We start from the raw sequence: 14,721 nt of genomic DNA, 5'->3' as shown, positions 1-14,721 counted from the left end.
TGATATCCCAGGTGCTTTGAGATATAGCATCTGGATCAGGGTAATATTTGCGGAGATTTTCAACAACAAAGTTTTGGTAGTCGGCATGACTGCCACAATTAACAGGTAACATAAAATCGCCCTCCAATCAAAAAACTTACGGCCGCGCCGTAACGACACATCCTTTTTAACAAGGGCGCGAAGCGCCGCATTTTTGGAGGTAAATGTCAAGTGTTTTTTGATAAAAAAGTGGGGGATTTTAATAAAAAAGGAATCTGAAAGCCGCATTGTTACTGGCTTATAGATTCCGAGAGTATATTTATAGAAAAAGGAGGATATATTGTATCCCCCACTATCATCTTACCATAGAGTTTTTTATGAATTTGTAAAACAAACATGAAATCTGACAATTGAGAAGGTAACAACTTTCCTTAGATAATTGCGGGAGGCGCTGGCTGTAATTACTGTAACAGTGCGCCTTATCCCTATTTTGCTATTTGTTTTGCTGATTATTTAGTATAAAAAATATTAAAATTATTAAATATTGTAAATGGCAAATAGAGTGTGATTGAAGCCTAAATGTGAAAAAAGTGTGTTTTCATCATGGTTCTTGAATAAACGTAATTATAAACATTTTATAAATTTTATTAAATGGCATAAAACCGCTATCTGTGCGCCTTGACAATTTCGAGGGGGGTGGTAGAATTGGAATTGTCACAAAGAAGCGGTTACGTTAAACCGTATATTTTATCTTATGAAGGAGGGTCTCTTATGAAGGGATTGAAACAATTTGGAGCGATGGCACTTGCTGCTGCGCTTACTATCACATTGGCTGCACCTATAAGTGCAAATGCTGAAGTTATTACCGAGTATGAGTATAAGGATGGTGTACGGTCAGCGAAAAGTTATACAAACGAGGATACGAAGGAAACACTTTCAACAGCTGATTATTATGGCATAGGCAAATCGGATGTTGAGCTACATTTTCCTAAGACGATTACAATTGCTACCAATACCTATGGAAACAGACATGTATTTGATACAACTGCAGACGTAGCAAAATTTGCTAACTTTAAGTCAAATAAAAAGGCATTAAAGGTTAAGGTTGTATCTACTAATGAGCTTACAGATTCAGATAAAGACCCTGTTTATGATTATTTGTCAAAGGATGGAAAAACTTTCTATTATCGAAATGTAGAGGATAAAATAGTTTCTACTACTGATGAGGCAGCACTTCCTAAAGGAGATTCTTGGGGATCCTACACAGTAAGATTTTATACAAAGAAGGCTGGAACATATAAGCTTAAGTTTGATGCAATCCTTAAGGATGGGACTACTGTTAAGAAATCAATTAAGGTTATAGCTAAAGCTGATGGATATCCATTCAAATCTATCACTTTTGCAGGAAAGAGTCTTGCTCAGTCGCTTGACGCCGATGCTGCAGCTACTAACGAGCTTTGGTCAAAAGGTTTTGGTAAGTTTACCACAACAGCTAAGTCCGGAGTTATCAGAGTTACTATGAATGAGAACTTTAAGCTTAAGAAGATTGAAGTTGGTACACCCGATATAGTGACAAAACCAGAAGGTAATTGGACAAGTATTGGTTATAGAGATGACTATACATCAAGTCTGGATACTGTTGAAGAAACTGATCTCGAGCAGAGAGCATGGAGATCAGATGAAGACCGGACAGTTGTGTGCAAATGGAAGAAAGTAAAGAATGGCAAAAAGATAAAGCTTGCTAAGGAAGATCCTGAAAAGATAGGCATACACAGTTCAAATTCAGGTTACACATGGAGCACTAAAGGTGCAACAACTCCTACATATGTAAGAATTACATATTACGATAAGAAGAATAAGACTACACATAGAACAGTTGTTACCATTCACAAGGTTCAGAAGTAATTAAACAAGCTTTATATCAGGCTCCATATATGATTATTTCCATCATAAAAAATGATTTGGCTCGTGACAAAGTCTTTTCAATGCCTGGTATGATAAATCCCCCGGGACGAGTAATCGCTCCGGGGGATTTTTAGTATTCTTTTACGCCTGAATTTGACGCTTTTTAGAGGTTTCTGCGGGGTATTTGAAATATTGAAATATTCCATTCCAAATCATATGAATCATAAGGAAACCAAATAATATTTGACTTATATAAGGGCTAAATGTATAGTTTAGAAAAGGAGCGGCCAATCTGACTGCCCCATAATAAATCTAATTATCATAGAAGATCCCTATTTAAAACCTTATAGTTATACAAGCTAATCATAGCATCAAGAAATAAACCCTCTATTAATACCTTCTAAATATAAAAATATAAAAATAAATCGGAAATAAAGGATAATATTGAATCTTTGTAACGAAAAACATATAATAGAAAACGTTGCATTCAATCAACATATGAAAGGCATTACCATGGATACAATAGAAATATTAAAAAATCTTGCTATCATCATCATTAGCGCCAAACTCTTTGGTCTAGTTGCTCGTAAATTCAAAGCCCCTCAGGTTGCCGGAGAAATCATAGCCGGTCTTCTGATCGGGCCATCACTTTTTAATCTGGTTGCAGATAATGACTTTTGGGCCGGAATGGCAGAGATCGGTGTAATCCTCCTGATGTTCAGTGCAGGCCTCGAAACCGACATTGACAATCTAAAAAAATCCGGACTTAAGGCTACAGCCCTTGCTTTTGCCGGGGTAATTGTTCCTCTTGTTTTTGGAACACTTCTGTACATGTGCTTCTATGGTTTTGCACCCATAGGCTCCACCACCTTTATAGAAGCTGTATTTATTGGAACAATTCTCACAGCCACATCTGTCAGCATCACGGTTCAAGCCTTGAAGGAGCTTGGAAAAATATCCACTGAAGTCGGAACGACCATAATGAGTGCCGCCATCATTGACGACGTTATTGGTATTGTCGTTCTTACCGCAGTCCTCGGTTTAAAGGATCCAAATGCAAATTTGAGTGCAGTCTGCATAAAGACAGTAGCGTTCTTTGCTGTTTCAATAGTAGCTGGTGTTATCATTTTCAAGATAATGCAGAGACTTGACGCCAGATGGGCGCATACAAGAAGAATTCCTATCATGGGCATGGCACTTGCTCTTGTTCTTGCCTATGTTGCCGACAAATATTTCGGTGTAGCTGATATTACAGGTGCTTATGTAGCCGGAATCATCTTAAGTTCTCTCGATGATTCTTCTTACATTGACAGAAAAATGGACATAAGCTCCTATATGATCTTCGGTCCCATATTCTTTGCAAGTGTAGGACTGCAAACCAATTTGAAGACCGTGGACATTTCAATCCTGACCTTTTCCTTAGGATTTGTTCTGGTCGGACTGTTAGCAAAGATTATAGGCTGTGGACTTGCAGCTAAGGTTTTAAAATTTAACAATTCTGATGCACTTAAGATAGGTGTTGGAATGATGACCAGAGGCGAAGTCGCCCTCATCGTAGCACAGAGAGGTCTTAAAGCTGAAATAATAGACAGTAAGTACTTTACATCCGTAATCCTGCTTATTGTTGTCAGCTCTATACTGACCCCCATTATTCTAAAAGCAATTTATGCTGCAGATGAAAAACGCGCTTAAAATGTGTCTTTCAATCTGATACAACTCACTAATTTATGAGCAGTGAATGCAATTCATCTTGCACCTGCTCATAATTTTTATACACAATTCCGTTTATCCCAAGGGACTTTGCCATCTCAATATTCTGGGGCATATCATCTATAAACACGCATTCCTGTGGATTCAAATCGTATTTTTCCATGAGCAATCGGTATATTTCGGGATCAGGCTTCACTCTTCCAACTTCATAGCTGATAATTCCCCCATCCGTCTCCTCCAGAAATTCTCTCATAAACGGATTATCGTCAAGTCCCTGTATGGTAAAGTTTGAGAGCACAAAACCCTGTAACCTGATTCCTTCAATGAACGTATCCATGGAATGGCATACTCTCTCTTTTTTACAATTCCTTTTAGATCAGAAAAGGTCTCCCGTATTTCCGGCTCTAACTCCGGGTCATGCATTGCAAAATTCTTTATAGCTCCTTCAAGGCCAACAATACCTTTGTCAAACTCATCCCATACACCGGGAATAGAGCATGCTTTTGATATTCTCTCTCTTATATCCTCTGAAAAGCCCTTCTCCACAAGCATATCATCAAGTCCCCCACTTACAAGAACACCTGTTATATCAAAAATCACTGTGTTTATCATCTCTACCGTCCTCTCTTTCCCATTGCTATTATAAAAAAGGAATGACATAATCGCCATTCCTTTTTTGAGTATTTACTTTTAATTTATTGAATAAATCTCGTTGATTTTCTTTTCATCAACTCCAAAAAACCACGTTAGGACAAATCCTCCTAAATACGCGGCCAGCATCGCTATGACATATTGGATCTGTTGCCCGGGCTGCACAATAAGGAGTCCAAACAATCCCGACAGGCCCTGACTGACTGCCCCTAAATGGAAAGCTGCAGCAAGAGCTCCGCCAAATCCTGCGCCGATACAGGCTGTTAAAAAGCTCCTTCCAAGAGGCAGGGTAACTGCATACATAAGGGGTTCACCCACTCCTAAAATTCCTACCGGGATTGAATCCCGAATAAATCGCTTAAGCTTTTTATTTTTTGTCTTAAAATACAATGCCAATCCTGCACCGACCTGTCCACCGCCTGACATCATCAAAACCGGCAATAGGTAATTGATGCCCTTTGTAGGACCGGACGGGTCATTTAGCATTACATGTATAGGCATCAGCGCCTGATGAAGCCCCACGGCAACAAGCGGCAGGAAGCCGGCAGACAGTATATATCCGCCTATCATACCCATTTTGTCGTAGACTGTTTCAATGACATTGTAAATGACATTTGCCAGCCAGCTGCTTATAGGCTGGATGACAAGTATAATCGCAAGTGATCCTATAATCAAAACCAATAGCGGACTGATGAACGTATCCAATAAATCCGGCATAATCTTACGGATTTTCTTTTCCAGTAAAGCAAAGGCACTTGATGCAATAACAGCTGCTATTATTCCTCCGTTTCCCGGAACATATACAGCCCCTGTAAAAGGCAGAGTCACCTGCTTATCGCCAAAGGTTGTAAGCAAAGGCATCGATGCATTCGATATGCACATAGCACCTGCAATACCGCCCAAAATGGCTGAACCACCCATTTCCTTAGCCGCAAGCATTCCAACGTAAATGGGAAGATATGTAAAAAGCGCCCATCCCATTGTTCTTATGCACTCATACCACCATATTCCGCTCAGAGCTCCTTTAGTAGCAAAATTGATTACATTTGTAACACCATTTATAAGGCCCGCAGCAACTATTCCCGGAAGAAGCGGAATAAAAATGCTGGCTATTTTTTTAAGAAATCTCTGCAAGGGCTTATCATACTTTTGTCGTTGTTCTGCCTTGTTTTCCTTTGCAACAGTAAAAGCATCTGCCTTTTCCTTGGTAGAATCTGCCTTATTATCTGCCATACAAGCTTCATTAAAAGCTTCATACACCTTATTAACAGTGCCCGGCCCAAAAACTATTTGCAAAGTTTCTGATTCTATAACTCCAAGGACACCCTCTGTTTCTCTGATAGCCTGCAGATTAACTTTAGACATGTCCTTTATGCTGACCCTAAGCCTTGTCACACAGGCTTCCGTTTCAGCTATATTATCCTTACCACCAAGTTCCTTTAACAGCTGATTACTTATTGCATTAAAATCCATATATCTCTCCCGGATACATCATTTCTGCTTTTCGCATATCACCACACGAACTGTATTAGATAACTCTTCGTTCTCATTATAGGTATAGGACAGTTCCTCCACAGATCCTTTTAACACTTTATATGAAAGGCTGTTTTCTCCCTCTGCCGGATCAAAACGTCCTCCTCCGTAACAGGCATTGACAATGGCCTTCTCCTCTGCCTCGGAATACTCCACAGTCACCTGGATTGGCGTTCGGCTAAGCACAGGGAAAAGCATCTGCTGAGTCAGTTCCTCAAAGGTCAGCCTGATCCGGTATTTAACTCTTGGCGAAATGTCGCTGCGCATGCAGTACTGGTCGATTTCACTTCCTGCACCGATGAAATCATAGTCCGGATTGTCAATAAACAGCTCCATCACCTTAAGTCTGTGAATAAATCGCCTGGTCAGATCCTTTTGCGGATTATCGAATATTTGCTCCGGTGTGCCATCCTCGTAGATTCCACCCTGGTTCAAAAAGAAAACGCGGTTACATATAGCGCGGGCAAAGCTCATTTCATGAGTAACGATCATCATGGTCTTGCCCATTCCGGCCATATCCCGGATTACAGCCTGTACCTCACCCACCATTGTCGGATCAAGGGCACTGGTAGGCTCGTCCAGCAGGATCACATCCGGATCCATAGCCAAAGTCCGGGCGATGGCAACTCTCTGCTTCTGCCCTCCTGAGAGCTGCTCCGGGTATTGATGCTCGCGTCCCGCAAGACCAACTCGCTTCAGTAAAGCAATACCGGTTTCATAGGCTTCCTGCCTAGACTTTTTCAGGATATCCATCGGAGCAAGCATAATATTTTCAATCACCGTCAGATGACCGAACAGATTAAATGACTGAAACACCATGCCCATTTTGCGCCTTGCCATAGTCACATCATATTTCGGATCGGTGATGTCCACCCCATCCAGCAGAATCTGCCCTCCTGTGGGCTTCTCCAGCATATTTATACAGCGCAGCAATGTGGATTTTCCTGTACCTGAAGGACCTATAATCGAAATCACATCTCCATCGTTGATGACAGTATTCACATCTTTGAGTGGAGTGCTGTCTTCAAATTTCTTTTCCAAATGCACCAGTTCAATCACTTGTCCTCACCCCCTTTAAGAAAATTCTTCCTTTTCCTGGGATCAATGCGCAACTCCAGCCTGTTCACAATAAAAGTCAGGATCGCAGCAAGGATGAAGTAAATAATAGCAACTGCTATCAAAGGAAAGAACGCCTCGTAGGTACGACTTCGGACAATGTCTCCCATCTTGGTCAGATCCTGCACTGCCACATAACCTACAATAGCCGTCGCCTTGATGAGTGCTGTAATATGTCCCTTATAGGATGGCATGATGTGTGGCAGAGCCTGAGGAAATACAATCCTGAAAAATGCCTTCCGATCAGTGTAACCAAGAGAATATGCAGCTTCTGTCTGCCCTTTATTCACGGTGGCCACGCCTCCCTTTATCATGGCGTAAACCTGCGCGCCAAACAGCAGTGTAAAACCAATAACCGATACCATCGTACCGGAAATAGACACTTTTCCAAAAATAACATAGTAAAGGATCATCAGAAGAACTACTACCGGCATCCCCTCAACAAGCCACACTATAAAACGGGTAATGGAATTGGCAACAGGGTTTCCTTTCCTGCAGAGCATAAATACGCAAAAGCCAAGGATTGTTCCAAATAAAATGGACAGTGCCGTTATTAGGAGTGTAGTGCCTATACCCTCAAGGAAAAGCATCCAGCGATTTTCCCTTATAAAGGTCTTTTCAAAGCTGTCTTTTATCTCTGTCAGGAAGCTGTCTTCTGTAACTCCTTCCGCACCCTTAAGCACCACTACTACAGAGCCTCCTTCATAGGTAAACTCTGAATAGAGCACACTTTCCGCACGTTCATCCGTGTAAGCAACTCCACCACCTGCAAAGTCCACCTTTTCGGTGACTATAGCCGGAATTATTGCCCCAAAATCCATGGGAACAATCTCCAGACCATACCCATATTCCTTGCAGAAACGAACTACCGTATCCACGTCAATTCCCACGGGATTGCCGTCCTTAATGTAAACAAACGGAACAAGTGCGGTGTCCGCCGCCATTCGCAGTGTGCCGTTAGTTGGCGTCAGATTATATAAATCCGGAACTACACGCTTATCCTCATCCTTGCCAAACCATATTCCCTGAATTTCATCGTATACGCCATTTTGCTTAATTTCCCGTATAAAAGCACTGAACTCATCACAAAGCGCCTGTCCTCTGTCAGTTTTTGCAAAGACTGCCCCCACGTGCATTCCTTCAGTGAGCCGCTCATCCAGCACGGTAATATCCTCATTTTGAGCCATCATGAATTTGGCAATCGCATCAGCGTCTGCATAGGCATCAACTTTTCCTGACCGCAGTGCCTCCAGCATATCCACACCGTTATTAAAATACAAGAAATCTGCGCCAGGAAAGCGCTCCTCCGCCTGAGCCGCCTGAATGCTACCTGTGTGAACGCCAATACGGGCATGCTCAAGATCAGAAAAACTGCTGATGGTCTTATGATCTGTGCTCTCCGCCTTTGTCCCTCTTACTATCAGCACAAAAGCTGCAGGATAATATTCCACGAAATCCACAGCCTGTTTTCGCTCATCGGTAACTATTATGGATCCGGCTCCCAGCAGAGCTTTTCCTGACTGTACATAAGAAAGGATTGCAGCAAACTCCATACCGGTAAACTCTACATGCACGTCCAGTTCCTTTGCCATAAGAAGTATCATTTCCAGGTCAAATCCCTGTAATTTTCCACCCTCGCCGGCATAGCTCATTGGTTCCAATGTGTCACATACCGCAGCCTTCACCGTTCCGTTTTTTCCTGGCCAGTCCTGATCAGGAATAACCTTGGCGCTCTCATCAGAGCCTGTCCACTTATCCCAAAGAGCCTGCTTTGTCTCCTCAGAAATCGTGTCATAGGCCGCCTGCCACTTCTCACGCTCCGGCGAACCCTTTTCAAAGGCAAATCCAAAAACGCCGTCCTTAAGACTCTGAGGAAACAGAGCCAGGTCAGAATTTCGATTGACCGCCAGGGAACCTAGTGCGTTGTTATTAAGTACAGCGTCCGTCTTTTTGGATTTTAGTGCCAGAACCATATCCGGCATATTGCTAAAAAAGGTAAATTGTCCAACATCCGGTTCCTTACTTAAAACCAGCTCCTCGAATGGGGCACCGGTAAGCATCGAAACGGTCTTGCCCCTAAGATCAGAGTATTCTGTGTATTCAGGTCCCGACGCTACTGCAGCCGCACCGGAAGATGAATCTGATTTGCCTCCATTTGTTCCACAGGAAGAAAGAAGACATGAAAAAATCATCACAAAAGCAAGGATATACAGAATTCTTTTCATAATATCCTCCCCTCAGCCTTTTCCCTGCTCTACTTCCTTTATTTCATTGTCGGAAGCCTGTTTCAAAGAATAAGTGTCAAATACTGGCTCATCAGGAAGCTTAATTTCTATTGAGTTAATCTTTGAGATCAATCCGCTTCCGGATTTCATCACAATTTCAAAAACATGGCCTCCATGTTTTTTGTCATCAGAAATAAAGTGAAGATGCCATCCGGCTGCATTTATCCCATCCATAAAATCAGGAAAATAGACACAGACCAGTGTCCCTTTGATATTTTCGAATTTAAACGCTTTTTGCGTTTTACCCAGGATATCTTTTAAAGAAATATGATTAGAGGTGTAGCCGGATTCCGATCTTGCGTCCACAAACTCAAACTCACCATCTATCCTGACCATATGCATACTATTTAACCCAAAATGCGAGTCAATGATATTGTTGAGTTCTGTCTTTAATTCCCCTACGTTCTCCATCCTGCCAAACTCTGCAGGATTAGATTCTTCCATATTACATACAGCCGAAAAGGGTACACCCCTTTCCGGCTCAGCTATAACAACATCACCATTTTCAGTCGCTCTGTAACATGTACCGTCAAGTACTATCATCTCACCATCAACATCCGTAAATGTCCCAAGCCCTGTATTTCCATGGGAAAGCAGCTCATTTACAGATATTACCGGCCTTGAATATCCAAGCATTAGTGCCTGAAGTGTTGATACCTGAAACATTTTCATTTGACTCATAATCAAATCCCCTCATAGAAAAACGTTTAAATAACATTCACTTCAACTGTTTTATATTTTTCATAACCCTCATGCACCAGATTGGTTTTTAACTCTCCGTTTTCCCAATCAAAGGTATAAAGGTTATATTCACCATCCATGTACTTAAAGTCCTCTCCATTGTCCTGGTAATGGGTATAATGGGCTTCTTTTCCTGCAACGAGAAGCTCAAGCTTATCGTATGCTTTTTCCCCAACATACTGTACATTCTCATACATAGGAATAATACTGTTTTCCTTTATGTACATGGGTAATGTATCAATAGGTGCATCCGCTATGATATAGCTTTCTCCCTGATATCTCTCCTTAGTCCAATAATCTACCCATGTTCCTTTGGGAAGATAAACCATTCTCTTTGTCACGCCCTGATCAACAACAGGTGCAACAAGGATATTTTCTCCCACCATATATTCATCATTTAGCTCATAGGTATTTGCATCATCGTCATAATTAAGCACCAATGGTCTCATAACCGGAAGCCCGTTTTCCTGGCTCTCATGCAGTAAATCATAAATATAAGGCAAAAATCTGTAGTGCAGTTCCACATACTTTCGATAAATACGGACAACTTTCTCGCCAAATTCCCAGGGTTCCTGCATAATCTGACCTTTTGCACAGTGATTCCTGAAAAATGTGCTAAAGGTTGCGGCCTGAACCCACCTCACCATAAGCTCGGCATTGGAATCACCTCCAAATCCACCGATGTCCGTTCCTGCAATGGTAAAACCACTCATCCCAAGATTACAGAGCTGTGGAATAAGCATTCTCAGATGTGACCATACACTCTGGTTGTCGCCTGTCCATACAGCAGCATATTTCTGGGAACCTGCATAGCAGGCACGCGTAATAACAAGCGGTCTCTTACCGGTAATCTTCTTCATTCCTTCATAAGTACCCATACTCATAAAGTGTCCGTATACATTATGTACCTCGCTATGATCCGTAAGCCTGTCACCAATATGAAACTGCACATCAAGCGGCAAAGGTCCTCTGAAGCTGGCAGGTTCATTCATATCATTCCAAATACCCTGAACGCCCATATCAGTCAGGATTTTATGGCTATCACCCCACCATTTTCTTACTTCCTCTCGTCCGAAGTCAGGGTATACCGCATCCCCGGGCCAAACCTCATTAACATAAACCTCAGAATCCTTGTCCTTGGCAAAATAATCATTGCGGATTCCCTCATCATACATGAAGTATCCTTCATCCTTTTTAACACCCGGATCAATTATGCATACCGCCTTAAAGCCATCCTGCTTCAGCTCATTTATAAGCTGTCCTTTAGGACCGTAATTCTCCTCGTCCCAGGTAAATACCCTGAATCCATCCATGTAATCAATATCATACTGGACACTCTCACAGGGAATATGATTTTCTCTCATAAGATGTGCAACCTTGCGGATATCCTCTGCGTTCTCGTATCCCCATCTGCATTGATGATATCCAAGTGTCCATAGCTGTGGCATAGGCGCTCTTCCAGTAAGATATGTGTATTTACCGACAATATCCTTCAAATGATCGCCTGTCATAAAATAAAAATCTAAATTGCCATTATCGGCGCCATAGTAAAAATATGAACTATTCTCTTTTCCAAAATCCATATAACTATGAAATGTGTTATCGAAGAAAAGTCCGTAAGGCTGTCCCTCTGTTTTCTTAACCATAACAAAAGGTATGGATTTATATAATGCGGGCATTGTCTCATTGTGAAGCTGCGGAATATCAGAATTCCAGTTTTCATAAGCATATCCGCCCTTGTTAAGAAAACCTGTCTTATCACCCATTCCATAGAAAAACTCATCGCCGCAACGATTAAACAAAACCTGAACAGCATAATCCTTAGATCCGCCTGCAGCCTTATGTCCCTCAGCCTCAAGGAGCTTTTTGGTCTTTTCAGAGATGGTTTCCTTTATTACCCGCTTACCACTATAGGATGAAAGAAGGCATTTGCCGGACTTATCATAAAACGAAAAGGCAAAGTCATCTCCAACCTCCAGCTTAAGATCACTTGTTTCTATACAGATTTTGTCCTTTTCCTCTGCAAAACTGAATTCCGTGCCAATACTCACATTTTTCTCAATAGCGATAGAAGCATAATCAGCCTTCCAGCATGGATTCAATACCCTTACAATATTTTCAGTGATTACCTCAATAGTAATTACCGCTTCTTCAAAAGTTAATTCCACCCTGTTTTCATTCTTTTTTGCACCTGTAAGCTTTCCTGTCTTCATGTCATGTCCTCTTCTCATTATTATTTCATTATGCTATTATATTACTTTAGCTGTTTGTAATTTCTATGTCCATGTTTCTTTCTGTAGCATTCCTGACACATAGTGTACCTATAAGACCATTTAAGCTTTTTCCCACAGTATATGCAGGATTTAAGACTCAAATTCTGCTTATCAAGTATTGTAAATATCTTTTCCGAAATCTTTCTTTTCCCGTTAAGAATTCCCTGTAACTGTTCCTCTTCCCCAAATAAACGGGTAAATGAATATAAAAAATCATATACAGCACTGCTTATCTCCAATAGCTGAAGGGCTTCGTTATCTCCTTCACCAATATTCTCAGCGCAGTAATCATCCATAGTCGCCTTCAGGTTTGGCTTTCTTTTTTCTTCCAGATCCCTGTAATAATCCATATAAATTGAAAAAGTCTCTCTGTTATCGGGATTAGCAGGAATTCTTATGAATTTTCTTATGAGAGCCCTGTTATCTGCAATTCCCTCCAGTGCCTTGGCAATCTGTATCTTTTCATCGATATCTCCCTTGTCATAAAAATCACTTGCGGGTATCTTGTTCCACATTTCAAGTATTGTAGATATCCTGCCATCCTTCTCCAGGAATTCTTCCGGAATATTTACCATTGCCTTATCCAAAGGCACGGTTTTTGCAAACAGAAGCCGTTTTATAATCTCATAATCGTAATACGAGGTAACATATCCGGTATCATATATACCATATCTTCCTGCCCGCCCTGCGATCTGTTTTACTTCGGAAGAAGTAAGCATTCTGTCGTCTTTTCCGTCATACTTTGCGGTCTGCAGAAATACTACGCGTCGAATAGGCAGATTCATACCCATTCCTATGGCATCAGTAGCCACAACGACCTTTGTCTCTCCACTTGCAAACTTGCCGGCTTCCCTATGTCTTACATCATACGGCAGAGCACCATATATTATACTACATTTAGTACCTTTATCCTGAAGCTCCGCGGCTACACTATGCACGTCTCTTCTTGTAAAAACTATCAGCGCATCACCATCCCTGACGTCATCCGGAAAGCTGAAATTCTCAGCATTTTTATCCATAACAAGCGGTGTCATTCGTTCGTGATAAGTAACCTCATACTTATCCCCACAGGATTCTATCATCTTCTTCAGTGTCTCCTCCGCATCAGGAGAAGCACACAGATGTATCATCTTAGCCCTGATGCCCAGAATAGCTGTTGTCCACGATCCGCCGCGCTGTTCATCTGCTACCATCTGAGCTTCATCGATGACAGCCATTTCCCATTCTTCATTTATGTCCAGCATTTCAATGGTGGATGCCTGATGAAAAGAACCCGGCATCAGTATCCTCTCCTCGCCTGTTATCATCGAGCACGGTACGCCATCGCTGTTCATTCTCTCATACTGTTCATAAGCAAGAAGACGGAGTGGTGCAAGATATATCCCATTGGGAGCTTTCTTTAGTTCCTCCATTGCCTGATGCGTCTTGCCGGAATTTGTCGGTCCTATATGCATAACAAATTTCCGTTCCATCTTTCTGGCAAGAGGAAACAGGGTTGTAAGATCATCCGGTGTAGATGTCTGGATATTTTCATAGAGAAGCTTTTTGGCTTTAACAGCCTGTAACAGTCGCTTAGTCAGATATTTATACCTGGGATTTTTCTCAAGTTCCCGTAATATAATCTCTTCTGTGAGATTTGCCTTAACATATGTGACTAAATCCCAAATTTTCCTTGAAAGACGAATATGTTTTAAAATCAGCTTTGAAGCAACTTTTTCTCTGTTTTTCCCTACAAAACCTGCCAGCGCAGTATCGTCTGCTTCCAGCATATGTATATAAATAGCATGTGATATTCCGGGAAATGTTTCAAAAAGTGCCGAAGGATGCAAATCTTCAGAGAGCTGTCTGCAGAATTTTTCTATATTTCCCTTATACAGCTCCTGTTTTTGCACCCTTCCAAAAGCAGTTTTACCATTTACAAAAAACTTATCCGTGCGCAGCGCTTCTTTACAGGCAGAAAGCGTAATACGTCCCATTTCGTTTTTATTTTTTTCCCAATAATCATCAAATCTTTGCACAGGAAAAACCGCACCGGCACTTTTAAGCTCGTCCTGAAACTTTACTCTTTTCCTGACAAATCTTTTCTGATGCTTTTTAGACGACATATATTATCACCTTGGTCCTTCATCTTACCATTTGTAAAATGCAGACATCTTTCTCCTTATGACATATCTTCTGTAATTTTCATCCCTCACATAGCCTCCTATGAAACATTCTCCATCAGAATATTTCACTCTTTTTATCAAAGCACATGCCTGGACTACATCAGTCTTTTTCCTTTTTCCTACCATATATGCATCAACGAACTGGAAGGTTATCATTTGGTGCGCCTCGATCAGCTTTTTCTGCTCTTCGGTAATATTGCACCTTATGCCAATACTCTCCTCGCTAAGGTCAGAGACAACCCCATCTATCTCACCTTCATAGCCTTCAACAAAAACCATTACCTTACTGCTCATCATGATTCTGCTATAATCTCTTCTATCATTCATGTCCTATCCTCTGCATTCTTCATTTTTACACTAATT

At 41.4% G+C, this 14,721-nt stretch carries 11 protein-coding genes; 2 read left to right on the top strand and 9 right to left on the bottom strand.

Annotated elements, in window-relative coordinates:
• The first annotated feature begins 750 nt into the window (after positions 1 to 750).
• Positions 751 to 1,884 carry a hypothetical protein gene (locus tag G602_RS0107885; protein WP_026658519.1) on the top strand — a complete coding sequence of 378 codons (1,134 nt, stop codon included), beginning with the start codon at positions 751 to 753 and terminating at the stop codon, positions 1,882 to 1,884.
• 513 nt (positions 1,885 to 2,397) lie between these two features.
• Complete coding sequence (locus tag G602_RS0107880; RefSeq protein WP_026658518.1) at positions 2,398 to 3,576, top strand: cation:proton antiporter; 1,179 nt, start codon at positions 2,398 to 2,400, stop codon at positions 3,574 to 3,576.
• 28 nt (positions 3,577 to 3,604) lie between these two features.
• Here G602_RS0107880 and G602_RS28750 read toward each other — a convergent pair whose 3' ends face one another.
• The 9 genes from G602_RS28750 to G602_RS0107840 all read right to left on the bottom strand — a co-directional run bounded on the left by G602_RS28750 (position 3,605) and on the right by G602_RS0107840 (position 14,685).
• Positions 3,605 to 3,847, bottom strand: coding sequence for an HAD-IA family hydrolase (locus G602_RS28750; RefSeq protein WP_049945124.1), 243 nt, complete (start codon positions 3,845 to 3,847; stop codon positions 3,605 to 3,607).
• On the bottom strand, positions 3,844 to 4,206 hold the full coding sequence (locus tag G602_RS28745; protein ID WP_155829730.1) for a hypothetical protein: 363 nt from the start codon (positions 4,204 to 4,206) through the stop codon (positions 3,844 to 3,846). The genes G602_RS28750 and G602_RS28745 overlap by 4 nt, the downstream gene beginning before the upstream one ends.
• Positions 4,207 to 4,284: 78 nt before the next feature.
• The gene (locus G602_RS0107870; RefSeq protein ID WP_026658517.1) at positions 4,285 to 5,718 is read right to left on the bottom strand and encodes a PTS transporter subunit EIIC; all 1,434 of its coding nucleotides are present in this window, start codon (positions 5,716 to 5,718) and stop codon (positions 4,285 to 4,287) included.
• Positions 5,719 to 5,736: 18 nt separating this feature from the next.
• Entirely contained in the window at positions 5,737 to 6,837 is a 1,101-nt protein-coding gene (locus tag G602_RS31865) for an amino acid ABC transporter ATP-binding protein (RefSeq protein WP_026658516.1), read from the bottom strand.
• On the bottom strand, positions 6,834 to 9,119 hold the full coding sequence (locus G602_RS0107860; RefSeq protein ID WP_026658515.1) for a transporter substrate-binding domain-containing protein: 2,286 nt from the start codon (positions 9,117 to 9,119) through the stop codon (positions 6,834 to 6,836). The genes G602_RS31865 and G602_RS0107860 overlap by 4 nt, the downstream gene beginning before the upstream one ends.
• 12 nt (positions 9,120 to 9,131) lie before the next feature.
• The gene (locus G602_RS0107855; protein ID WP_044931484.1) at positions 9,132 to 9,860 is read right to left on the bottom strand and encodes an acetolactate decarboxylase; all 729 of its coding nucleotides are present in this window, start codon (positions 9,858 to 9,860) and stop codon (positions 9,132 to 9,134) included.
• Between the two features lie 26 nt (positions 9,861 to 9,886).
• The gene (locus G602_RS0107850) at positions 9,887 to 12,133 is read right to left on the bottom strand and encodes a glycoside hydrolase family 31 protein (RefSeq protein ID WP_026658512.1); all 2,247 of its coding nucleotides are present in this window, start codon (positions 12,131 to 12,133) and stop codon (positions 9,887 to 9,889) included.
• 41 nt (positions 12,134 to 12,174) lie between these two features.
• On the bottom strand, positions 12,175 to 14,298 hold the full coding sequence (locus tag G602_RS25740; protein ID WP_049945122.1) for a helicase-related protein: 2,124 nt from the start codon (positions 14,296 to 14,298) through the stop codon (positions 12,175 to 12,177).
• Between the two features lie 24 nt (positions 14,299 to 14,322).
• Positions 14,323 to 14,685 (bottom strand): hypothetical protein, encoded by a 363-nt coding sequence (locus G602_RS0107840; protein ID WP_026658511.1) that lies wholly within the window; start codon positions 14,683 to 14,685, stop codon positions 14,323 to 14,325.
• Positions 14,686 to 14,721 lie beyond the last annotated feature (36 nt).

Origin of the sequence: Butyrivibrio sp. AC2005, assembly GCF_000424145.1 — a bacterium.
Taxonomy (GTDB): domain Bacteria; phylum Bacillota; class Clostridia; order Lachnospirales; family Lachnospiraceae; genus Butyrivibrio.
The sequence above is the reverse complement of the archived record's forward strand: the minus strand, read 5'-3'. Positions and strand labels throughout refer to the sequence as shown.

What these genes read in the sequence shown, in the direction of transcription:
- G602_RS0107885 (WP_026658519.1), top strand. Translation starts at nt 751, where the DNA reads ATGAAGGGATTGAAACAATTTGGAGCGATGGCACTTGCTGCTGCGCTT.
- G602_RS0107880 (WP_026658518.1), top strand. Translation starts at nt 2,398, where the DNA reads ATGGATACAATAGAAATATTAAAAAATCTTGCTATCATCATCATTAGC.
- G602_RS28750 (WP_049945124.1), bottom strand. Translation starts at nt 3,847, where the DNA reads ATGAGAGAATTTCTGGAGGAGACGGATGGGGGAATTATCAGCTATGAA.
- G602_RS28745 (WP_155829730.1), bottom strand. Translation starts at nt 4,206, where the DNA reads ATGATAAACACAGTGATTTTTGATATAACAGGTGTTCTTGTAAGTGGG.
- G602_RS0107870 (WP_026658517.1), bottom strand. Translation starts at nt 5,718, where the DNA reads ATGGATTTTAATGCAATAAGTAATCAGCTGTTAAAGGAACTTGGTGGT.
- G602_RS0107860 (WP_026658515.1), bottom strand. Translation starts at nt 9,119, where the DNA reads ATGAAAAGAATTCTGTATATCCTTGCTTTTGTGATGATTTTTTCATGT.
- G602_RS0107855 (WP_044931484.1), bottom strand. Translation starts at nt 9,860, where the DNA reads ATGAGTCAAATGAAAATGTTTCAGGTATCAACACTTCAGGCACTAATG.
- G602_RS0107850 (WP_026658512.1), bottom strand. Translation starts at nt 12,133, where the DNA reads ATGAAGACAGGAAAGCTTACAGGTGCAAAAAAGAATGAAAACAGGGTG.
- G602_RS25740 (WP_049945122.1), bottom strand. Translation starts at nt 14,298, where the DNA reads ATGTCGTCTAAAAAGCATCAGAAAAGATTTGTCAGGAAAAGAGTAAAG.
- G602_RS0107840 (WP_026658511.1), bottom strand. Translation starts at nt 14,685, where the DNA reads ATGAATGATAGAAGAGATTATAGCAGAATCATGATGAGCAGTAAGGTA.